At 63.9% G+C, this 22,559-nt stretch carries 20 protein-coding genes and 1 pseudogene; 17 read left to right on the top strand and 4 right to left on the bottom strand.

Features of this window, described 5'->3' with window-relative positions; genetic code table 11:
• Positions 1-145: 145 nt before the first annotated feature.
• Positions 146-1,474 (bottom strand): chromate efflux transporter, encoded by a 1,329-nt coding sequence (gene chrA, locus ABIE53_RS11760; RefSeq protein ID WP_107706741.1) that lies wholly within the window; start codon positions 1,472-1,474, stop codon positions 146-148.
• A 234-nt stretch (positions 1,475-1,708) separates the two neighbouring features.
• Here chrA and ABIE53_RS11755 point away from each other — a divergent pair, with 234 nt between their 5' ends.
• From ABIE53_RS11755 to ABIE53_RS11705, 11 genes and pseudogenes are all read left to right on the top strand, one after another.
• The gene (locus tag ABIE53_RS11755; RefSeq protein WP_053858194.1) at positions 1,709-2,314 is read left to right on the top strand and encodes a 2'-5' RNA ligase family protein; all 606 of its coding nucleotides are present in this window, start codon (positions 1,709-1,711) and stop codon (positions 2,312-2,314) included.
• Positions 2,315-2,572: 258 nt separating this feature from the next.
• A complete protein-coding gene (locus ABIE53_RS11750) occupies positions 2,573-3,019 on the top strand; it encodes a DnaJ family domain-containing protein (protein ID WP_006051782.1) in 447 nt (148 codons plus the stop codon).
• Between the two features lie 440 nt (positions 3,020-3,459).
• Positions 3,460-3,996 (top strand): tRNA adenosine(34) deaminase TadA, encoded by a 537-nt coding sequence (tadA, locus tag ABIE53_RS11745; RefSeq protein ID WP_244231002.1) that lies wholly within the window; start codon positions 3,460-3,462, stop codon positions 3,994-3,996.
• A gap of 167 nt (positions 3,997-4,163) precedes the next feature.
• Positions 4,164-5,090: a muramoyltetrapeptide carboxypeptidase gene (gene ldcA, locus ABIE53_RS11740; protein ID WP_053858191.1), complete on the top strand. Its 927-nt coding sequence runs from the start codon at positions 4,164-4,166 to the stop codon at positions 5,088-5,090.
• A gap of 311 nt (positions 5,091-5,401) precedes the next feature.
• A complete protein-coding gene (locus tag ABIE53_RS11735; protein ID WP_192698864.1) occupies positions 5,402-6,268 on the top strand; it encodes a GntR family transcriptional regulator in 867 nt (288 codons plus the stop codon).
• Positions 6,269-6,623: 355 nt separating this feature from the next.
• Positions 6,624-8,105 (top strand): NCS1 family nucleobase:cation symporter-1, encoded by a 1,482-nt coding sequence (locus ABIE53_RS11730; RefSeq protein WP_006051777.1) that lies wholly within the window; start codon positions 6,624-6,626, stop codon positions 8,103-8,105.
• Between the two features lie 60 nt (positions 8,106-8,165).
• Complete coding sequence (locus ABIE53_RS11725; RefSeq protein WP_107706745.1) at positions 8,166-8,993, top strand: aspartate/glutamate racemase family protein; 828 nt, start codon at positions 8,166-8,168, stop codon at positions 8,991-8,993.
• A gap of 240 nt (positions 8,994-9,233) precedes the next feature.
• Positions 9,234-10,185: pseudogene (gene puuE, locus ABIE53_RS11720) on the top strand (allantoinase PuuE).
• Positions 10,182-10,703, top strand: coding sequence for a 2-oxo-4-hydroxy-4-carboxy-5-ureidoimidazoline decarboxylase (uraD, locus tag ABIE53_RS11715; protein WP_107706747.1), 522 nt, complete (start codon positions 10,182-10,184; stop codon positions 10,701-10,703). Before puuE ends, uraD begins: the two are co-directional and overlap by 4 nt.
• A 73-nt stretch (positions 10,704-10,776) precedes the next feature.
• On the top strand, positions 10,777-11,790 hold the full coding sequence (gene alc / locus ABIE53_RS11710) for an allantoicase (RefSeq protein WP_006051773.1): 1,014 nt from the start codon (positions 10,777-10,779) through the stop codon (positions 11,788-11,790).
• Positions 11,787-12,299 carry an ureidoglycolate lyase gene (locus ABIE53_RS11705; protein ID WP_107706748.1) on the top strand — a complete coding sequence of 171 codons (513 nt, stop codon included), beginning with the start codon at positions 11,787-11,789 and terminating at the stop codon, positions 12,297-12,299. Before alc ends, ABIE53_RS11705 begins: the two co-directional genes overlap by 4 nt.
• A gap of 377 nt (positions 12,300-12,676) precedes the next feature.
• Here ABIE53_RS11705 and ABIE53_RS11700 read toward each other — a convergent pair whose 3' ends face one another.
• On the bottom strand, positions 12,677-13,870 hold the full coding sequence (locus tag ABIE53_RS11700; protein ID WP_006051771.1) for a urate hydroxylase PuuD: 1,194 nt from the start codon (positions 13,868-13,870) through the stop codon (positions 12,677-12,679).
• Positions 13,871-14,051: 181 nt separating this feature from the next.
• Positions 14,052-14,405, bottom strand: coding sequence for a hydroxyisourate hydrolase (gene uraH / locus ABIE53_RS11695; protein WP_006051770.1), 354 nt, complete (start codon positions 14,403-14,405; stop codon positions 14,052-14,054).
• Positions 14,406-14,523: 118 nt separating this feature from the next.
• Here uraH and ABIE53_RS11690 point away from each other — a divergent pair, with 118 nt between their 5' ends.
• Positions 14,524-14,781 (top strand): hypothetical protein, encoded by a 258-nt coding sequence (locus ABIE53_RS11690; protein ID WP_161966571.1) that lies wholly within the window; start codon positions 14,524-14,526, stop codon positions 14,779-14,781.
• A gap of 172 nt (positions 14,782-14,953) precedes the next feature.
• Positions 14,954-16,360 (top strand): 8-oxoguanine deaminase, encoded by a 1,407-nt coding sequence (locus ABIE53_RS11685; protein ID WP_107706750.1) that lies wholly within the window; start codon positions 14,954-14,956, stop codon positions 16,358-16,360.
• Between the two features lie 79 nt (positions 16,361-16,439).
• Here ABIE53_RS11685 and ABIE53_RS11680 read toward each other — a convergent pair whose 3' ends face one another.
• Entirely contained in the window at positions 16,440-17,372 is a 933-nt protein-coding gene (locus tag ABIE53_RS11680) for a LysR substrate-binding domain-containing protein (protein ID WP_006051768.1), read from the bottom strand.
• 249 nt (positions 17,373-17,621) lie between these two features.
• Here ABIE53_RS11680 and ABIE53_RS11675 point away from each other — a divergent pair, with 249 nt between their 5' ends.
• The 4 genes from ABIE53_RS11675 (at position 17,622) to ABIE53_RS11660 (ending at position 22,555) form a co-directional block, all read left to right on the top strand.
• On the top strand, positions 17,622-19,235 hold the full coding sequence (locus ABIE53_RS11675; protein ID WP_107706751.1) for an ABC transporter ATP-binding protein: 1,614 nt from the start codon (positions 17,622-17,624) through the stop codon (positions 19,233-19,235).
• 83 nt (positions 19,236-19,318) lie between these two features.
• Positions 19,319-20,425 (top strand): ABC transporter permease, encoded by a 1,107-nt coding sequence (locus tag ABIE53_RS11670; protein ID WP_006051766.1) that lies wholly within the window; start codon positions 19,319-19,321, stop codon positions 20,423-20,425.
• A 28-nt stretch (positions 20,426-20,453) separates the two neighbouring features.
• Positions 20,454-21,383 carry an ABC transporter permease gene (locus tag ABIE53_RS11665; RefSeq protein WP_029968638.1) on the top strand — a complete coding sequence of 310 codons (930 nt, stop codon included), beginning with the start codon at positions 20,454-20,456 and terminating at the stop codon, positions 21,381-21,383.
• Between the two features lie 65 nt (positions 21,384-21,448).
• Entirely contained in the window at positions 21,449-22,555 is a 1,107-nt protein-coding gene (locus ABIE53_RS11660) for a BMP family ABC transporter substrate-binding protein (protein WP_107706752.1), read from the top strand.
• Positions 22,556-22,559 lie beyond the last annotated feature (4 nt).

The raw sequence follows: 22,559 nt of genomic DNA, 5'->3' as shown, positions 1-22,559 counted from the left end.
GCGAGGCAGCGGCGTTTCGCGCTTCATGCTGAGAGTACTTGGCCCGCTCTCGACGGAGGCCACGATGCACCCGCCTTCCGCGCTTCATCTCGCGAGTACCTGAACCGTTCTTGACGGACGCCGCGACGCAGCAGCGTTCCGCGCTTCATGCAAGCAGCCGGAACGCGAGCCCTGCCGCGCCGCACGTCAGCACCACCGGTATCACGCCGGCCTTCAGCCGAAACAGGGCAAGCGCCGCCGCGAACCCGATGACGAGCGACGGCCAGTCGAAACTTCCATGCAGGCCGTGCGGCCACAAAACGTGCAACGCAAAGAAGACCGCGAGATTCACGATGACGCCGACCACGGCTGCGGTGATCGCCGTCAGCGGCGCGGTGAATTTCAGGTTGCCGTGCGTGGTCTCGATAAACGGGCCGCCAAGCAGAATGAACATGAACGAAGGCAGGAAGGTGAAGAACGTCACGACCGTCGACGCGACGACCGCGGACAAGAGCAGCGCGTGCGGACCGAATATCGCTTTCGTCCATCCACCGACAAAGCCGACGAACGCGACGACCATGATCAGCGGGCCGGGCGTCGTCTCGCCGAGTGCGAGGCCGTCGATCATCTGAAGTCCCGTGAGCCAATGCTGATGCTCGACCGCGCCCTGATAGACGTACGGCAAAACAGCGTAGGCGCCGCCGAACGTAAGCAGCGCGGCCTTCGTGAAAAACCAGGCCATTTGCGTGAGCGCGCCGCTCCATCCGTAGAGCGCCGCCAGCGTACCGATCGCCGCGAGCCATAAGGCGACGAAGCTCGCGAGCACAATAGAAAAGCGCTTCCACGTGAAGAGCGCATGGCGAGGCGTCGGCGTGTCGTCGTCGATCAGCACCGGACCATGAAGCTGTGCGGCGGCGGCGTGTTTCCCGCCCATCGCGAAGCGGGCCGGCGCATATTTGCCACCCAAGTACCCGATGATGCCGGCGACGAGAACAATCAGCGGGAAGGGCACATTGCCGACGAAAATCGCGAGAAACGCGGCGGCGGCGATCGTCCATAGCCACGCGTTCTTGAGCGCTCGCGAGCCGATGCGATACGCGGCGAACACGACAATCGCCGTCACGGCCGGCTTGATGCCATAAAGCACGCCGGCCACGGCCGGGACGCTGCCGAACACGAGATAGACCCACGAAAGGCCCATCAGAATGAAGAGCGACGGCAGCACGAACAGTCCGCCCGCGATCACGCCGCCCCACGTGCGATGCATGAGCCAGCCGATGTACGTGGCCAGTTGCTGCGCCTCCGGGCCCGGCAGCACCATGCAGAAATTCAGCGCATGCAGGAAGCGCTTTTCCGAGATCCAGCGCTTTCTTTCGACGAGTTCCTCATGCATGAGCGCAATCTGGCCCGCCGGACCGCCGAAGCTCATGAAGCCGAGCCGCAGCCAGTACCAGAACGCCGTGGAAAAAGGGACCTGCGCGACGTCGTCTTTCATTGAGGTAGACCTGTTGTTTTCTCTGCCAGAACTTCTGGTTTTTCTGCAATTTCACGTTGCCGCCCGTACTGTATGAATGTACAGTATTCTACGTAGACGGTTTGGTACGGCAAGCGTTTTTTTGGGGGGGCGGCAGTGCGGCTTTCGCGCTCGCAGCACCCCCGAGTCAGTTAATGGCCAGTTAATGTGAAGGAGGATCCGTGTAGATGCCGGCTTTCACCACGCAGGAGCAAGATGCCTGAACAACTGTGGTTGCCCGGGCTCGAGGCGCCGCCAACCCCGACCGACGGTCTGTTCTTCGCTGTGTTTCCGGACACTAGCACGGCGGCCAGCATTTCAAAGCTCGCGCAGGAGCTTTGCGGGGAGGCGCGCGCCCGCGGCAAGCCGCTCGCCGCCAATCGGTTGCACGTCACGCTGCGTCACCTCGGCACTTTTGCAGGCGGGCTGCCGCAGGCCCAGGTGGCGGCGGCCATGCAGGCGGCCGCGTCGGTGCGCGTGGCGCCGTTTACCGTCGAATTCGATACGGTCGAGAGCTTCGCTTCGAAGCCACGGCCGGGGCCATTGGTGCTGACGGGAACTGAGGGCGTCGTCGGCCTGCATGCGCTTCATGATGCATTGCGCAGCGCGTTGGAGAGCTGCGGCCTCGACAGTCATCGGGGCTCGGGGGCCGTGGCTTTTACGCCGCATGTGACGTTGGCTTACGGTTTGCCGTGGGCTGCGCCGCGCCCGGTCGAGCCGGTCTGCTGGAATGTGCGCGGTTTTGCGTTGATACATAGCTTGTTGGGGCGTACCCGGCATATCGCGCTTGCGCGGTGGCCGCTCGAAGCTGCCGAGTCATAGGGGAGGGAAGTCCGCATCGTGGGCTCTCGGGCTTGCTGTGGATCGTACGAGGGCCCGGCGCTACCGCGGAACTGGGCTCGAATTGATTGCACGCTCGGCGCGCTCACATGGCCGGCTTGCGTCCACAAACGCCGCATACACAGCATCCACGAAATGTCCGCGCAAGATGCGAAGGGGCGGCGGCGCCGGTCGCCCCGGCGGAGGCAACCGTCGCGCGCCCTGATAGAATGCCTTGGGCCGCAACGTAGTGGATTGCAGATGAGATTGCTTGATGCGTTAGTCGAACAGCGTATTGCCGCCGCCGCGGCGCGCGGCGAGTTCGACGATTTGCCGGGCGCGGGCGCGCCGCTTTGCCTCGACGACGATGCACTCGTCCCGGAAGAGGTGCGCGTCGCGAACCGGATTCTGAAAAATGCGGGTTTCGTGCCGCCTGCCGTCGAGCAGTTGCGCGCGTTGCGTGACTTGCAGGCCGAGCTGAATGCCGTGAGCGACAAGGCTACGCGCTGTCGCCTCCAGGCGCGCATGCTGGCGCTCGATATGGCGCTGGAATCGCTGCGCGGGAGCGCTATGGCGTTGCCGCGCGAATATTGCCGTCGGATCGCCGAACGGCTGTCCGAGCGTGCTTCCAATGACGAAACGTCTCGATTGGAAAGCGCGGCGTCGGTTGTGTCCGGCGCGGAGAACGTCGCTGCGAGGTCGCGGTGAGCGAGCCCGTCGTCCATCGGGGCGCGGCGCATGCCGAGCCGGATCGGATCGAGGGCAGCAAGGCGTCGGATGGATCGCCTGCTGTTGTCGAGGGCGTTGACACGGCGAGCGGTGCTTGCGCGGGGGGCACGCCGCGCGTCGACGCCACTGGCGTGTCCGCGCCAGGGCGGCCGCTGGTCGCGCAGTCGGCCGTCGCTGAGCCTTCACCCGCAACTACAACGGCCTCTGCTGAAACCGCTGGGTCTGGTGCTCCTGCTGCAACTGCCGCGATCCCCGCAGCCGCTGCGACTGCCGAAACTGCTGCACCTGCCGAAACCGCTGCCTCTGCTGAAACCGCTGCCTCTGCCACAACTCCGGCAACTCCGGCAACTGCCGCAACTGCCGCAACTGCCGCAACTGCCGCAACCGCCGCAAGCGATCCGGCTGCACCGCCCACCGGCATCCCCACCCCCATCTCCGACCGCGACCGCCGCTTCATGGCGCTCGCCCAGGCCGCCGCCGAAGAGGCGCGCGCGGCCGGCGAAGTGCCCGTCGGCGCAGTGCTGGTGCGCGGCGACGAAGTAATCGCGACGGGCTTCAACCATCCGATCGGCGCGCACGATCCGTCGGCGCATGCGGAGATGGTCGCGTTGCGTGCCGCGGCGCAAGTTGCGCAGAACTATCGCTTGCCGGGCTGCGAACTGTATGTGACGCTCGAGCCGTGTTTGATGTGCGCCGGCGCGATCATGCATGCGCGCATCGCCCGGGTTGTGTTCGGCGCACGCGATCCGAAAACGGGCGCGTGCGGGAGCGTCGTCGATGCGTTCGCGAACCCGCAGTTGAATCACCACACCGAGGTAACGGGCGGCGTGCTCGAAAGCGAATGCGGCGCCGCACTGAAGTCGTTCTTCGCGGAACGGCGGCGCGCAAGCCGCGAAGCGCGGGCGGCGGCGCGCGCCGGCGTCGGTGCGCAAAGCAAGCCAGGCGAGCCGCTCTGAACAGCAACCGCGCGCACAACTCCAACCAGCAACCTCGATCAGCAACCGCAACCAACAACCGCAACCAACAACCGCAGCCAACAACCGCAGCCAACAACCGCAGCCAACAACCGCAGCCGACAACCGCAACCAACAACCGCAGCCAACACCATAACAAGGTCCCGCCGATGACTGTCCACCGTACCTTCGATCTGATCGCACCGTCCGGCTACCCGCCTGACTCCGAGGTGCTGAATCGGGCGTTGCAGCGCCTGCGCGGGCAAGGGCATCGGGTGGAGGGCGTCGACGCGACGCGGCGTCGCTATCAGCGCTTCGGCGGTACGGACGGCGAGCGCGCTGCGGACCTGAACCGGCTCGCGGATGCATCGCGCGCGTTGCCCGATATTGTGCTGGCCGTGCGCGGCGGATACGGCGCGATGCGTCTCCTGCACGGCCTCGATTACGACGGGCTGCAACGCCGGCTGACCGATCAACCGGTCGCGCTCGTCGGCCATAGCGACTTCACGGCGATTCAGTTGGCGCTCCTCGCGCGCGCCGGGCTGAAAACGTTCAGCGGGCCGATGCTGATGAGCGACTTCGGCGCGGAACACGTCAGCGAATTCACGATGCAGCACTTCTGGTCCGCGCTGACAAAGCCCAGCGTGACGATCGCGCGAAACGTCCCGCAAGCGCACGCGGTCGACGTCTCCGGCACCTTGTGGGGCGGCAATCTGGCGGTGCTGACGTCGCTCATCGGCACGCCGTACATGCCACCAGTGCAAGGCGGCGTGCTGTTTGTCGAAGACGTCAACGAGCAACCGTTTCGTATCGAGCGGATGCTTTATCAATTGCATCTGTCGGGCATCCTGGGTCAGCAGCAGGCACTCGTGCTCGGCGATTTTTCGGGCGGCAAGTTGTATGACTATGACAACGGCTACGACCTGCAAGCCATGATCGAGCACATGAGATCGGTGATCGGCATTCCGATCGTCACTGGCCTGCAGTTCGGCCATGTGCCGGACATGGTGACGCTGCCTGTGGGCGCCGACGCGCACCTCATCGCCGACGCCCGCGGCTTCAGGCTGACGTTATCCAACTATCCATTCCTGGGTTGAATGCCCGGGCACCTAAGAAGCGGGCTGCGGCCCGTTTTTCATGGCGCGTCAACGCAACTAACGGCCTCATCCGAACGCCCGTTCGGGCAACGAAGGCAGCGGTGAAGTAACGATTTTGTCGACAAAATAGCCGCTCAAAGACAGCGACTGTGCTCGCCGGCCGAGCGGCGCGTCCTTGCTGACAAAGCCGCCAAATCACCCAGGCCAATTCACGCCGCACCGCACCACGAAAAATTGTCGATGATCGCCGCAAAAATTGTTGACAATCTTTATGTCCATCCTAATATGACCAACATACCGAGACACACATCATGTCCGACACCGACACCGACACCGACACCGAATCCGTCAGCGTAAATAGTTCGAAGCCCGAAGCAATTGCCGAGCGCATTCGTGCCGCGATTCTCGAGCATCGGTTGGCGCCCGGAGCGAAGTTGACCGAAGCACAGTTGTGCGAAGTATTCGCGGTGAAGCGTGGTCCGATCCGGCAAGCGTTGGCGCAACTCGCGACGGATCGTCTCGTGGATCTTGAGCCGAACCGCGGCGCGTTCGTCGCGAGTCCGTCGCTTCAGGAAGTGCATGAGGTGTTCGAGATGCGCCGCATCATCGAACTGGCCGTCGTCGAAAAGATTTGCAACGGACACGGCATGCGGCGGTTAAAGAGCATCGGCGGCATGATCGGCCGCGAACGCAAGGCGTTCGAGACGCGCGACTTTTCGTCGTGGATTCGTTTGTCCGGCGAGTTTCATACGGAGCTGGCTCAACTCACCGGCAACACCGTGCTGTGCGATTGCCTGAACGGACTGGTCGCGCGCTCCACGCTGATCTCGGCGTTGTACGAGTCGCTTGGACGAAGCCCGTGTTCGTTCGAGGACCACGAAGCGATTCTCGCCGCGCTCGACGCCGGCGATGCCAAAGAGGCGGCGGCACTCATGTCGCGCCATCTGCAAAGCGTCGAGTTGAAGATGCTGGAGCGGCCCGCACGCGGCGCAGCCGACCTGCATGAAGTATTCGGCGCGCTGAGCGGCGGCATGAGCGGCATGAGCGGCATGAGCGGCATGAGCGGCATAAGCGGCGCAAGCAGCGGCGCAATGAGCGGCGCACCACGCGGCGCCGCGAAAACATCGCGTGAAGAATCACCCAAAGCGTTATCCAAACGCAAGTCCGCGCCAAGCTGAGGCAAGCGGCCGGCGTGCGCCCGTTGCTGGTGCGCGCCGCACTGAACTGAACCGATAGAGCGAGCGTTGCAAGGCGGCCCGGCGCGGGCGCTGCCGGCCGGCGCACGCGCGTCCGTCGCCAACGCGCCGGACGAAAGTAGCAGCAGACCCATTGCCGGACGTCCGCGGAACGCCGGCAATGCGATAACCACAAGTACTTCAGTACGGAGACATCCGCGGCGTGGCCATCGCGGCGGCCCGAGTCTGTTGCGCTTGCAACGACAGCAGGCGCGGGACCGGCAGCAAAGCCGCAAGTGGCATGGCCAATGCATTGCCCTTCGATTCGCAATCGACGGTCCCATCACAAGGAGGAATCATGGCTCAGTTCAGTGCAGCGCCCGGCAGTTCCGCAATCCCCCCTTATGCAGACGGCGACGCATCCGGCAATCCCGCCATGCCGGCCGGCTACAGCGAGCGCTTATACAACGAGGATCTCGCGCCGCTGCGTCACCAGACCTGGGGCGCCTACAACATCTTCGCGTTCTGGATGTCGGACGTGCACAGCGTGGGCGGTTATGTGTTCGCCGGCAGTCTCTTCGCGCTCGGTCTGACGAGCTGGCAGGTGCTGATTGCGCTGCTCGTCGGCATCGGCATCGTCAACGTGTTGTGCAACATGATCGCGAAGCCGAGCCAGGCGAACGGCGTGCCGTATCCGGTCGCATGTCGCGCGACTTTCGGCGTGCTCGGGGCCAATGTTCCCGCCGTGATTCGCGGGCTGATCGCGGTCGCGTGGTACGGCATCCAGACGTATCTCGCGTCGAGTGCGCTGGTGATCGTCGTGTTGAAGTTCGTGCCGCAACTGCTGCCGTACGCGGACGTGCATCGTCATGGCTTTATGGGCCTCTCGACGCTCGGCTGGTCCGGCTTCATGCTGCTCTGGGTGTTACAGGCGCTGGTGTTCTGGCACGGCATGGAGACGATCAAGAAGTTTATCGACTTCGCGGGTCCGGCCGTTTATGTCGTGATGTTCATCCTCGCCGGTTACATGGTGTATCGCGCGGGCTGGCGCAACATCGGCATCAATCTGGGCGGCGTCAAATATCACGGCATGGAAGTGCTGCCGGTGATGATCACGGCGACCTCGCTGGTGGTGTCCTACTTCTCCGGGCCGATGCTGAATTTCGGCGACTTTTCGCGCTACGGCAAGAGCTTTCGCAGCGTGCAGCGCGGCAACTTCTGGGGACTGCCGGTCAACTTTCTCGCGTTCTCGCTCGTCACGGTGATTACGACGGCGGCCACGCTGCCGGTGTTCGGTCAACTGATTACGGACCCGGTGGAAACGGTCGGCCGCATCGACTATCCGACCGCCGTGATTCTCGGCGCGCTGACTTTCACGATTGCGACCATCGGCATCAACATCGTCGCGAACTTCGTTTCGCCGGCCTTCGACTTCTCGAACGTCGCGCCGCGGCTCATTAGCTGGCGCGCGGGCGGCATGCTCGCGGCGGTTGCGTCGATCTTCATCACGCCGTGGAATCTGTTCAATAACCCGGCCGTGATTCACTACACGCTGGATGTGCTCGGCAGCTTCATCGGACCTTTGTACGGAATCCTGATCGTCGATTACTACCTCGTGAAGCGCCAGAAGATCGTGCTCGACGATCTGTACACGGTCGCGCCGACGGGTTCGTACTGGTATCGCAACGGCGTCAACTATCGGGCCGTTGCCGCGTTGTTGCCGGCCGCGCTGATCGCCGTGTTGTGCGTGATGGTGCCGTCGCTCGACGGCATGGCGAACTTCTCGTGGTTCATCGGCGCGGGTCTTGGGGCGTTGTTCTATCGCCTGCTGGCACGCTGAGCTTCGGTAGGTGAAGGGCAGTGCCGGTGCATTGCCCATGCAGTCGAAAGAGGAGACGAGATGCGTATCAAACTGATCAACCCGAACACGACCCAACGCATGACCGATGCAATGGGCCGCTGCGCGCGCGAAGTCGCCGCGCCGGGCACCGAGGTGATCGCGGTCAGTCCGACGATGGGGCCGCCGTCCATTGAAGGCTATTACGACGAAGCGCTCGCGACGCCGGGCCTGCTCGCCGAAGTGATGGCGGGCGAGCGCGAGGGCTGCGACGGCTACGTGATCGCGTGTTTCGGCGACCCTGGTCTCTACGCGGCGCGCGAGCTCGCGCGTGGCCCGGTGATCGGCATCGCGGAGGCGGCCATGCACGCGGCGAGCGTGCTCGCGCCGGGCTTTTCGGTGGTCACGACGCTTGCGCGCACTTGCGGCATGGCGTGGCATCTCGCCGAGCGTTACGGCATGCGGCGTTTTTGCCGCAACGTGCGCGCGACCGACGTCGCCGTGCTCGACCTCGACAAGCCTGGCTCGGCGGCGCGCCGCATCATCCTCGACGAATGCCGGCGGGCGCTGGCCGAAGACGGTTCCGATGCAATCGTGCTCGGCTGCGCGGGCATGGCCGAGTTGTGCGCGGAGATCGAGGACGCGCTCGGCGCGCCGGTGATCGAAGGCGTGACGGCCGCCGTCAAGTGGACGGAAGCGCTCGTCGCACTGCGGCTGTCGACCGCCAAGCGCGGCGACTATGCGCGGCCATTGCCCAAGCGCTATGACGGCGCGCTGGAATCGTTCAGTCCGTCGGCAGCGGACCCGAATCCCGCGCCGCCGCGCGTGAGCCATGCCGATTCGCTGCGGGTAAACACCAGCGAAGCAGAGCCGCACATACATTCAGTCTGACACGCACTATCTGCGCCGGTGTATGGGCGCACCAACGCGTTTTCGCTACACTGGTCCAACTCGCCGCGGGCCGTCCGACGTGCTGTGCGCTGCCTTGTGGTGGCCGTTGTGGTGGCCATCTCGGTGGCCATCTCGGTGGCCGTCGCGACGGTTATCGCGGCGGCGCCGCACAAGGCTTCAACAGATCCTGCAGCGCGCTTCGCGAGCCCACACGTATCGTCACTACGCATTCGTCAAACCATGCCACTCGACCCCAACTATCCACGCGATCTGATCGGCTACGGCCGCCACCCCGTGCAGGCCAACTGGCCAGGGCGAGCGCGCGTCGCCGTGCAATTCGTCCTCAACTACGAGGAGGGCGGTGAAAATTGCGTGCTGCACGGCGACCCCGGCTCCGAGCAGTTCTTGTCGGAGATCGTCGGCGCGGCTGCGTATCCGGCGCGTCACATGAGCATGGAGTCGATCTACGAATACGGCTCGCGCGCGGGCGTGTGGCGCATTCTGAGCGAATTCGAAAAGCGCGGCTTGCCGCTCACCGTGTTCGGCGTGGGCATGGCGATCGAACGGCATCCCGAAGTGGCGCGTGCATTCGTCGAACTCGGCCATGAGATCGCGTGTCATGGCTATCGCTGGATTCACTATCAGGACGTATCGCCGGAAAAAGAAGCCGAGCATATGCGGCTCGGCATGCAGGCGATCGAGCGCGTCACCGGCGAGCGGCCGCTTGGCTGGTACACCGGCCGCGACAGTCCGAACACGCATCGGCTCGTCGCCGAATACGGCGGCTTTCTATACGACTCCGATTACTACGGCGACGACCTGCCGTTCTGGATGGACGTCGAGGTCACAGGCGGCTCGACCGTGCCGCAACTGATCGTGCCCGTACACGCTCGACACCAACGACATGCGCTTCGCGAGCCCGCAGGGCTTCAACACCGCGGACCACTTCTTCACGTACCTGCGCGATGCGTTCGACGTGCTCTACGAAGAAGGCGACGAAGCGCCGAAGATGCTGTCGATCGGCATGCACTGCCGGCTGCTCGGACGCCCTGGGCGTTTCCGCGGACTGCAGCGTTTTCTCGACCATATCGAACAGCACGATCGCGTCTGGGTGACACGGCGCGTCGACATCGCGCGGCACTGGCGCGAACATCATCCGTATCAGCAAAACAACCGCGAGGCGGCGGCATGAAGGCGATGCAATACACACTGGACCAACTCAACACCGTTTCCACCGACGCATTCGTCGCGGCGCTCTCGGGCATCTTCGAGCACTCGCCGTGGGTCGCGGAAATCGCCGCAAATGAGCGGCCATTTGCGAGCATCGACGAGCTGCATCGCAAGATGTCGAAGATTGTCGAGACGGCGGGCGAAGACAAGCAGCTCGCGTTGATCAATGCGCACCCGGAGCTCGCGGGCAAGGCGGCGGTGCGCGGCGAACTCACCGCGGAATCCACGCGCGAGCAAAGCGGCGCGGGCCTTGCGCAATGCACGCAGGCAGAGTTCGACAGGCTGCTTGCGCTGAACGCGGCGTATCGCGAGAAGTTCGGCTTTCCGTTCATTCTCGCGGTGCGCGGTTATGACCGTCACGGCATCATCGCGAACTTCGAGGCGCGCGTGAACAACAGCCGCGCCGACGAACTGCGCGCGAGCCTCGATCAGATCTACCGTATCGCACGTTTCCGGCTCGAAGACCTGATTAGCGCGTGAATGGACGTTTGAATCAACGCGCGGCTTCACGGAACGTTTTCTCGCACTAACAAACACATCAAGGAAGACAAAGATGGCACTCCCGACTCTCGACCCCAACGCACCCGAATTCACGCGGCGTTACGTGAATCTGGCGGACCCGCGCCTGGGCGCGCAGGCGCTCGAGGCCAGCGACGAATTCTTCGCGCCGAAGGACCGCATGCTGAACCCGGAGCCGGCCGTCTTCATTCCAGGCAAGTACGACGAGCACGGCAAGTGGATGGACGGCTGGGAAACGCGCCGCAAGCGCGTGACCGGCTACGACTGGTGCGTCGTCAAGCTCGCGCGTCCGGGCGTGATCAAGGGACTCGATCTCGACACGAGCCACTTCACCGGTAACTTTCCGCCGGCCGCTTCCGTCGAAGCCGCGCGCGTGGTGGACGGCGTGCCGAATCAGTCGACGCAATGGACCGAAATCGTGCCGTCGATCACGTTGCAAGGCAACAGCCATCACTATCTCGAAGTCGGCGACACGAATGCGTACACGCACTTGCGCGTGAACATCTATCCGGATGGCGGCATTGCGCGGCTGCGTGTGTACGGTCAGCCGCAAGTCGACTGGGCGGGCGCCAGCCGCACGCAGCAATTCGACCTCGCCGCGATGGAGAACGGCGCGTATCTGGTCGCGGCGAACAATCAGCACTTCGGCGCGGCGTCGACGATTCTGATGCCGGGCCGCGGCGTGAACATGGGCGACGGCTGGGAAACGCGGCGCCGTCGCGAACCGGGCAACGACTGGGCGATCGTCGCGCTGGCACAGCCGGGCGTGATCTCGAAGATCGAAGTCGACACCGCGCACTTCAAGGGCAACTATCCGGACCGCTGCTCGATTCAGGCCGCGTATGTGACGGGCGGCACGGACAGTTCGCTGATCACGCAAGCGATGTTCTGGCCCGTGCTGCTCGGCGAGCAGAAGCTGCAAATGGACAAGCAGCATTACTTCGAAAGCGAGATCGCGGCGCTCGGTCCGGTGACGCACGTGCGCTTTAACATCATTCCGGACGGCGGCGTATCGCGTCTGCGTTTGTGGGGCACGCTGGCATCATGAAAACGCTCGCTATCGAACCATTGACGAAGGAAGCGTTCGCCGCGTTCGGCGACGTGATCGAACTCGAGGGCGCGAAGCAGATCCCGATCAACCTCGGCACGACGATCCGCTATCACGACCTCGCAAAGGTGGACGTGACGGACGAGAACGGCCGCACGCTGATCAACCTGTTTCGCGGACAGCCGCGCACGCTTCCGTTCGAAGTGAAGATGCTCGAACGGCATCCGCTCGGCAGTCAGGCTTTCGTGCCGCTGAACGACAAGCCGTATCTGGTGGTGGTCGCGCCCGCGGGTGATCTCGACGAATCGAAGATTCGCGCATTCGTGACGAGCGGTTGGCAGGGCGTTAATTATGCGAAGGGGGTTTGGCACCATCCGCTGATCGCGTTGGGCGAAGTGAGCGACTTTATCGTCGTCGATCGCGGCGGGGAGGGGCTTAATCTTAACGAGCAGGATCTTGTGGAGCCGCTGTGGTTGACTGAGGATGCGTTGAGTGGGGTGGCGGTTTAGCGTTCCTGTTCCGGCGTAATTGGCAATTGACGAGCAGGATGATGGTAAGGAGCTCATGGCAGAAATGCCGTGGGCTCTTTTGGTTTTTGACGGTCCTCAACATCGGCGAGTCGGCTTCGACTTGGCCAGCGGCGGCATCACTGAGAACGTGCGTTAGCCGGCGCCTCGGCTGCGGCCATGACTGGTGAAACCAACGTCGACCGGCAGCAGGCCGTACAGAATGCCTGCGGGACAGAGGAAGCGTCCAGCAAGCAATTCAACCATCACCGCGCAGCAAACAAAAAACGGGCTTCCCGCTTCCGCGAAAAGCCCGCTCCATGATGCTGAGCGACCTCGGCCCCAACGACCTCACATCCGGCAAAGGCCCAGTCCCGCCATCACTTCGCCGCACCCCCCTCGAACCACGCAGCGATCTTCATCCGTTCGTCGTCCGTCATATGCGTGACATTGCCAAGCGGCATCGCCTTCAGCGTCACCGCTTGCTGATAAATCCGCTGCGCGTTCTGCGAGATCTCGTCCGGCGTATCGAGCAACACCCCAGCAGGCGCGCTGCCCATCATCGTCGGATGCGCGGAGTGGCATGCCACGCAACGCTGCTGCAACACCGGCGCGATGTCGGCCACTTTCACCGTCGGCGCATTCGCCGCTTGCGCCTGCGGGACCATCGGCTTGGGCATCGTCCAGAAGAGGGCGCCGAACATCAGCGCGATGCCGGCGAGCGGCAAATACCACAGCACCTGGCCACGATGACGCATCACGAAGAACTGACGGATCAGTGCGCCGGCCAGCATGATGACGACGAGCACCGCCCAGCTGTGCGGATGCGTGTACGTCATCGCGTAGTGATTCGACAGCATCGCGAAGACGACGGGCAACGTGAAATACGTGTTGTGCACCGAGCGCTGCTTGCCGCGCTTGCCGTAGATCGGGTTCGGCGTGTCGCCCTTGAGCATCGCGTCGACCATCTTGCGCTGGCCCGGAATGATCACGAAGAACACGTTGGCCGACATGATGGTCGCGAGCATCGCGCCCATGATCAGATACGCCGCGCGACCCGCGAAGATATGGCACGCGAGCCACGCCGCGATCAGCACATACACGCCGACGCAGATGCCGAGCACCTTGTCCTTGTTGCCGAGAAGGCGGCACAGCGAGTCGTAGACGATCCAGCCGGCGGCGAGAAAACCGAGCGCCGACGCGACCGCGACCACGGGGCCCATGTCGAGCACGTTTTTGTCGATCAGATACGTGGACGGCGAGAACAGATACAGCACCGTGAAAAGCCCGAAGCCCGACAGCCACGTCGTGTACGACGGCCACTTCGACCAGTGCAGGTCGTCCGGCATTTCCGGCGGCGCGACAGTGTACTTCTGCATGTTGTAGAAGCCGCCGCCGTGCACATGCCACAGTTCGCCGAACACGCCGCGCTTGCGCTGGTTCGGGTCCTGCGGCGGTTTCAGGCTGTTGTCGAGGGCGACGAAATAGAACGACTCGCCGATCCATGCGATTGCGGCGACGACGTGAAACCAGCGAATCGCGAGATTCAACCAGTCGGTGATAAAGCCTTCCATGAAACTCCTCCACTTCTGATTCGTTGCTCGCGCGGCGGCGTGGTGTGCGTCACGCCGCCCCGCGGACTGCGGGGTGAAAGACGCGGTGCGCTCAGTTCGCACGGCGTCGTCGTTCACTCGTCTCTAAGGTTTGTTATTGCGCTTCTGCAATCGACCGCACGCTTTTGCGGTTCCCGATCGATCAGCTGCCGCGATAAGTGCTGTACGACCACGGCGATACGAGCAGCGGCACGTGATAGTGCGCGTTGGCATCGGCGATACCGAAGCGCAACACGACGCGATCCACAAAACGCGGCTCGGGCACCTTGGTGCCGATCGACGCGAAGTAATCGCCCGCGGCGAACACGAGTTCGTACTCGCCCGGAACCAGCGCGTCGCCTTGCAGCAGCGGTTCGTCGCAGCGGCCGTCGTCATTGGTGAGAGTGGTTTTCAGCGCGCGGCGCGTGTCGCCCGAAAGCGCGAAGAGTTCGACCTTGATGCCCGCGCCGGGACGGCCGTTCGCGGTGTCGAGCACATGGGTAGTGAGCTTTCCCATTCGCAGTTTTCCTTGTGTGTTTGCGAGGTTTCGGCGGCAGCCCGATCCAGATACGTTGCGGCGGATCGAGGCTCCACGTCAGTGGCTACATACCCGTCGGCGAATTGAAGCGAGCGCCGTGGCAGCCATTGTAAAAACTTGTTCTGTCGAGCGCGCGCGCGATAAGAAAGATAATAGCTGGCGCATGAACGACAGTCTGCTGAAATCCTCGGCGGATGCGTTCGCGCGGCCTTGCCGTGTAGACGATCCCCGTTGGATCGTACCGTCGTCAAAAATGACCGACTATATCGCCGGCCTGAGGATGGTTATCGCAACGGCGCGAGTTGCCAGCGTTATTTTGGCCGTCGAAGGTTACGTCTGTGCGCCGCAGCAATAAGGCCCGAGCAACTCAAGGCTTATGCGCGGCACACGTCCCGAAGACGGCGGAGCACGCCGGGTAACCGGGCCAACGGCGTTCGACGGGACGCGGCGGCGCGGCGACACGGCTCACGCGCGGTCACATCGCGTTCGAACGACTTTGCACGGAAGCAATCAGGCGGAGAAAGCGGATGACGATGGAACAGGCAGCACAAGAAACCAACAATACGAACAAACCGAACAGAACGATGCTGGTCAAGCACGCCGACGTGCTCGTCACGATGGACGGCGCACGGCGCGAACTGCGCGACGGCGGCTTGTATATCGAGGACAACCGCATCGTCGCGGTCGGGCCGACGGCGGAACTGCCGCCCACCGCCGACGAAGTGCTCGACATGCGCGGACATCTGGTGATTCCCGGCCTCGTGAACACGCATCATCACATGTACCAGAGCCTCACGCGCGCGCTGCCCGCCGCGCAGAACGCCGAGCTGTTCGGCTGGCTCACGAGCCTCTACAAGGTGTGGGCGAACCTCACGCCGGAGATGATCGAAATTTCGACGTTGACCGCAATGGCCGAGCTGTTGCTCTCGGGATGCACGACGTCGAGCGATCACTTGTATATCTATCCGAACGGCAGCCGGCTCGACGACAGCATCGTCGCGGCGCGCCGCATCGGCATGCGTTTTCATGCGGCGCGCGGCAGCATGAGCGTGGGGCGCAAGGACGGCGGCCTGCCGCCGGATTCGGTCGTGGAGCGCGAGGCGGACATTCTGAAGGACACGCAGCGGCTCATCGAGAGTTACCACGACGAGGAGCGTTACGCGATGCTGCGCGTCGTCGTTGCACCATGCTCGCCGTTTTCGGTGAGCCGCGATCTGATGCGCGAATCGGCGGTGATGGCGCGGCACTACGGCGTATCGCTGCACACGCACCTCGCCGAGAACACGAACGACGTTGCCTATAGCCACGAGAAATTCGGCATGACGCCCGCGCAATATGCGGAAGACCTGGGCTGGGTCGGGCGCGACGTATGGCACGCGCACTGCGTGCAACTCGACGACGCCGGCATCGAACTGTTCGCGCGAACCGGCACGGGCGTCGCGCATTGTCCGTGCTCGAACATGCGGCTCGCGTCCGGCATCGCGCCGATCAAGCGGATGCGGCTCGCGGGTGTGCCGGTGGGTCTCGGCGTGGATGGCTCGGCGTCGAACGACGGCGCGCAGATGGTCGCCGAAGTGCGCCAGGCGCTGCTGTTGCAGCGCGTCGGCTTTGGGCCGGATGCGATGACCGCGCGCGAAGCATTGGAGATCGCCACGCTCGGCGGCGCGAAGGTTCTGAATCGCGACGACATCGGCGCGCTCGCGCCGGGCATGGCGGCCGACTTTGTCGCGTTCGATTTGCGTCAACCGCTCTTCGCCGGCGCGTTGCACGATCCGGTGGCGGCGCTGGTGTTCTGCGCGCCGCCGCAGGTGAGCCATAGCGTGATCGGCGGCAAGGTCGTGGTGAAGGACGGACAGTTGACGACGCTGGAACTCGGACCGGTCATCGAGCGGCACAACCGGTTGGCGAAGGCGCTTTACGAAGCCGCGGTGTGAGGCGAAGGCAAAAGGCGGCCGCGTGCGGGGATGCAGATGCACGAAATCGCCGTCGACCGCTCGCGCGGCCACAAAAGCTTCAAGGCTTGTCGATCAACGTCCTGGTCGCTTCCGCGACGAGGCTGCGCAGCCAGCGCACTTCGTCGGAGTAGTGAACGCGCTCATGCCAGAGCTGGTAGTACTGCATCGGCGGAAAATCGAGCGGTGCGGGCACCACGGTCAGCGGCAAAAACTTGGCGTAGTAATCGGCGAAGAGACGCGTCGTCGTGAAGATCAGATCCGATTTGATCAGCACGTACGGCGCGAGATTGAAGTACGGCAGCGTGACGACCACATGGCGCTTCAAACGCTCGCGCGCGAGATGCACGTCGATGGCGCCGCGCTGGCCGACCGAATACGGCGTTGGCGCGAGATGCGGCGCGTTCAGATACTGATCGAGCGTGAGCCCGCCGCGCTTCGCGAACGGATGCGTGTTGCTCATCAGGCAGACGATCTGGTCGACGAACAGGTTCGACAGATGCAGCTGCTCGGGCGGCTCCGGCCAGTTGCCGACGACGATGTCGAGCTTGCCGTCTTCGAGCGCGAGTTCGTAGTCGAACGCGGGGCCGAGCGAATGAAATTCGAGCGTCGCGTTCGGCGCGGCCTGGCGAAAGCGTTCGACCACCGTCGGCACGAACAGCACGTTGAGGTAGTCCGGGCAGCCGATCCGGTAGCAGCGGATCGACGTCGCCGGATCGAAGTTGTGTTGCTGGAACTTGATGCGCTCGATTTCGCGCAGTGCGTTCTGCACCGGTTCGAGCAGGCGCAGGCCGTACTCGGTGGGCACCATGCCGGATTTGCCGCGCACCAGCAGCGGGTCGCCGGTGATGTCGCGCAGGCGGCGCAGCGCGGCGCTAATGGCCGGTTGCGATTGATTCAGTTTGACGGCCGCGCGCGTGACGCTGCGTTCCATCAACAGGGTGTGCAAGACGCGTAAAAGATAGGTATCGATCGCCTCGCGTTGCTGACTCATGACTTCTCCGAAATATATGTTCTGGCTGATCGATGGGGTGCAGGGGTATATGCGTTTTAATATGAACGAAAAACGGCGTCAAGGGAGGCATACCCGCAGAGCTTGCTGTGGCGCGGGTTTCAGCGAATTTTGTCGGCTCGACTGAGCGGGGCGAATTAGGTATTGTCATCCGGTTGTGGTGACGGATCGGCCGCCGGGAAGGTGGGCGAACGCACGGCGACCGCAGTCACTGACGCACTACGGAATCACATGAGCGACTCTTCTTATAGCGACGGCGCCGCCGCGCAGCCGGCAGCCGGATCGGAACCCAGGCCGGAACAGGCGGCGCCCCGGTTGATGCTCAAGGGCATCACCAAACAGTATCCGGCCGTGCGAGCCAACGACGACGTCACGCTGATCGTCGCGCCGGGCGAGATCCATGCGGTGCTCGGCGAAAACGGCGCGGGCAAGAGCACGCTGATGAAGATCATCTACGGCGCCGTGCGGCCCGACGCAGGCGAGATTCACTGGGAAGGCGAGGCGCTCGACATCGCGAGTCCCGCGGCCGCGCGCAAGCTCGGCATCGGCATGGTGTTTCAGCACTTTTCGCTGTTCGAGACGCTCACGGTCGGCGAAAACATTGCGCTCGCACTCGACGAACCGTTCGATCTGAAAGCGCTGTCCAAGCGCATTCGCGAAGTGTCCGCCGACTACGGCCTCGACATCGACCCGCAGCGTCACGTGCATAGCCTGACGGTCGGCGAGCGGCAGCGCGTGGAGATCGTGCGCTGCCTGCTGCAGAACCCGCGGCTGCTCATCATGGACGAACCGACGTCCGTGCTCACGCCGCAAGCGGTGCGCAAGCTGTTCGCGACGCTGCGGCGGCTCGCGGCCGAAGGCTGCAGCATTCTCTACATCAGCCACAAGCTCGACGAAATCCAGGAACTGTGCGACACGGCCACGGTGATGCGCGGCGGTCGCGTGACGGGCCATGTGAAGCCTAAACAGGAAACGCATGCATCGCTCGCGCAACTGATGGTGGGCCACTCGCTGCCCGATTACACGCGCCGCGAGCACAAGCCCGGCGACGTGCTGCTCGAAGTGAAGGCGCTTTCGGTGGCAAGCGACGACCCGTTCGGCACGTCGCTCGATAACGTGTCGTTCGCCGTGCACGCGGGCGAAATCTTCGGCATTGCGGGCGTGTCGGGCAATGGTCAGGCGGAGTTGCTGTCGGCGTTGTCGGGTGAGAAGCGGGGCGTGCGCGCCGATGCGGTGACGATCTGCGGCAAGCCCGCGGGCCGTCTCGGCGCGGGCGCGCGGCGCGCGCTCGGTTTCGGCTTCGTTCCGGAAGAGCGGCTTGGCCGCGGCGCAGTGCCCGCGATGACGCTCGCTGAAAACGCGCTGCTGACCGGGCATCGGCAGAAGATGGTGCGCTCGGGCTGGATCAACGCGGGCGCGATGCGTGCGTTTGCGAAGCGCTGTATCGAAGCGTTCGACGTGCGTTGCGGCGGTTCCGAAGCGCTCGCGCAGAGTCTGTCGGGCGGCAATCTGCAGAAGTACATCGTGGGCCGCGAGATCTTGCAGGCGCCGAAGGTGCTGGTGGTCGCGCAGCCGACGTGGGGCGTCGACGTCGGCGCGGCCGCGTTCATTCGTCAGCAGTTGCTCGATCTGTCGGCGCGCGGCGTGGCGATCCTCGTCATTTCCGAAGAGCTGGAGGAACTGTTCGACATCTGCGACCGGATCGCAGTGCTCGCGGGCGGCAGACTCTCGCCGGTGCGCGCGACAGGCGCGACCAACGCCGAGGAAATCGGCCGCTGGATGGCGGGGCTTTTCGGCGGCCGCGAAGGCGCGGCGCCGTCGGCGGAACAGCCGGCGCATGCCTGAACCGCGCCTGTCCACGCGTTTATCCGTGCGTTTATGCGCGCCTTGCGTCCAATAACAGAACCCGACAACACGACACGCTACTCATGATTCTTCCGTATCGACTCGAAGCGCGCACGACGCCCTCGCGCACCATGCAGATCGCCGTGCCGCTGATCGCCGCGTTGCTCACGCTCGCCATCGGCTTCGTGATCTTTGGGCTGGTCGGCCGCGATCCGCTTCAAGCCATGCACGCGTTTTTCATCGAACCGCTGTCGAGCGTGAACGGCTGGTCCGAGCTTCTGCTGAAGGCGTCGCCGTTGTGCCTGATCGGCCTCGGCCTCGCGATCGGTTATCGCGCGAACGTGTGGAATATCGGCGCCGAAGGGCAGATGCTGCTCGGCGGCATTGCCGCGAGCGGCGTCGCGATTTATTTCGATCAGGCGAGCGGCTGGTGGATTCTGCCGTTGATGATGCTGGCCGGCGTGATCGGCGGCATGCTGTGGGCGGCGATTCCCGCGCTGCTCAAGAGCCGTTTCAACACCAACGAAATTCTCGTAAGCCTGATGCTCACGTACGTCGCGACGCAGTTGCTGATCTATCTGGTGAGCGGCCCGTGGCGCGATCCGCAGGGCATGAATTTTCCCCTCTCGGAGATGTTCAGCGGCGACGCGCTTTATCCGACGTTTTACGGCGACTGGCACTGGAAATGGCTGCGCGGCACGCGGCTGAACGCGTCCGTGTTCGTCACGCTGATCGCGATTCCGCTGGTGTGGATCTTCATGCGCAAGAGCTTCGCCGGCTACCGGATGAACGTCGGCGGTCTCGCGCCGCTGGCCGCGCGCTACGCCGGTTTTTCCGACAAAAAAACCATCTGGATGTCGCTCCTCATCAGCGGCGGCCTTGCGGGTCTTGCCGGCATGGGCGAGATCGCCGGGCCGATCGGTCAGTTGCAGGCGACGTGGTCGCCGGGTTACGGCTTTACCGCGATCATCGTGGTGTTCGTCGGACGGCTGCATCCGCTCGGCATCGTGCTCGCCAGTCTGCTGATGGCGCTGCTGTATCTCGGCGGCGAAGCGGTGCAGACCTCGATGCAATTGCCGCAGGCGCTCTCCGGCGTGTTCCAGGGGCTGCTGCTGTTCTGCCTGCTCGGCGCCGATCTGTTCGTGAATTACCGTGTGCGCCGGCGCTCCGTTGCCGCGCAAGCCCACTGACCCGCTCACCGCTTCGCTCACGCCATTCATGGATATTCAACAAGCCAGCGCGCTCACGTCGAGCGCCGTCACCGCCGCGATCCCGCTGATGTTCGCGGGCGCGGGCGAACTCGTCGCCGAAAAGTCGGGCGTTCTCAACCTCGGCGTCGAAGGCATGATGCTGATGGGCGCCGTCACCGGCTACGCGGTCACCGCGATCACCGGCAACCCGTGGCTCGGCGTGCTTGCCGCGATTGGCGCGGGTCTCGCGATGTCGCTGCTGTTCGCGTTTCTCACGCTGACCATGCTCGCCAACCAGGTCGCCACGGGCCTCTCGCTGACGATCTTCGGCATTGGCCTCTCCGCGTATGTCGGCAAGCCGTACACGTCGGCGGCGGTGCGCGCCACCATCGACACGTGGACCATTCCGGGCCTCTCGAAGATTCCGGTGCTCGGGCCCGCGCTTTTCAGTCTGACGCCGCTCGATTACCTCGCGTTTGCGATGTTCGCGGCGATCGGCTGGTTTCTGTATCGCACGCGCGCGGGGCTCGTGTTGCGCTCGGTCGGCGAGTCGCCGCAGGTCGCGCATTCGGTCGGCTTTCCGGTGGTCGGCGTGCGCTATGGCGCGGTCGCGTTCGGCGGCGGCATGGCGGGACTCGCGGGCGGCTACTACTCGATCGTCAATCTGCACTTGTGGCAGGAGCAACTGACGTCCGGCCGCGGCTGGATCGCGCTTGCGCTCGTCGTGTTCGCGACGTGGCGGCCGGGGCGCTTGCTGATCGGCGCGCTGCTGTTCGGTGCGGTCACGGGCCTGCAGTTCTACGCGCAGGCGATCGGCGTGCCCGTGCCGACGCAATTCCTCGCGATGCTGCCGTATGTCGCGACGGTCGTCGTGCTGGTGCTGATTTCGCGCAACCCGAACACGATTCGCCTGAATGCGCCGGCGTCGCTCGGCAAGCCGTTTTTCTCGGCGGGCTGACGCGCCGCTTTCATAACCAGACATCGCCATACGTTTCAATGACTAATCACACGACTGGAGAAAACATGAAGAAAAGGAATCTGCTGACGGCTTTCGCATGGGGCGCCGCCTCGCTCGCGCTCGGTGCAGCCGTGACGGCGCCATTCGCGCAATCCGCGCAGGCGGCGGATGCACCGGGCGTCGCGTTCGTCTATCTCGGCAATCCGGGCGATGCCGGCTGGACCTTCGCGCACGACCAGGGATCGAAGGAAGCGGAAGCGAAGTTCGGCAACAAGATCAAGATCACGCGTATCGAGAACGTGCCGGAATCGGCGGACTCGGAGCGTGTGTTCCGCGATCTGGCGAACAAGGGGAACAAGGTCATCATCGGTTCGAGCTTCGGCTATCAGGACTTCGAACTGAAGGTCGCGAAGGACTTCCCGGACACGGTGTTCCTGCATGCAACCGGCTACAAGAAGGCGCCGAACTTCGGCACCTACGACGTGCGCATGTACCAGGGCGCGTATCTGGCCGGCGTCGCCGCGGGCTATGTGACGAAGACCAACACGCTCGGCTTCGTCGCGTCGGTGCCGATTCCCGAAGTGGTCCGCAACATCAACGCGTACACGCTCGGCGCGCGCTCGGTGAATCCGAAGGTGCATACGAAGGTCATCTGGATCAATAGCTGGTTCGATCCCGGCAAGGAAAAGCAGGCCGCTGAAACGCTGATCGGCCAGGGCGCCGACGTGCTGTTGCAGAACACGGATTCGAGCGCGACGCTCGCGACCGCGTCCGAGAAGCACGTGCATGCTTTCGGCTGGGATTCCGACATGAAGAAGTTCGGCCCGAGCGCGCATCTGGGTTCGGTGGTCGCGCACTGGGGCGTGTACTACAACTCGGCGATCCAGCAGGTGCTCGACGGCAAGTGGAAGAACGATCCGGTGTGGTGGGGCATTCCGCAGAAGGCGGTCGATCTCGAGGACCTGAACACGTCGGCGATTCCGGCTGACGCGCAGAAGAAGGTTGCGGGCAAGCGCGAAGAACTGGCGAGCGGCAAGTGGGATGTGTTCGCCGGTCCGATCAAGGATCAGTCGGGCACGGTCAAGGTGCCGGCCGGCAAGACGCTGACGGACCCGGAGTTGCAGCGGCTGAACTGGTATGTCGAAGGTGTCGACGGGTCGTTGCCGAAGTAAGCGG

Origin of the sequence: Paraburkholderia sp. OAS925 (assembly GCF_040543975.1) — a bacterium.
GTDB classification, from domain to species: Bacteria; Pseudomonadota; Gammaproteobacteria; order Burkholderiales; family Burkholderiaceae; genus Paraburkholderia; species Paraburkholderia graminis.
This window is presented reverse-complemented; position numbering and strand designations above follow the sequence as displayed.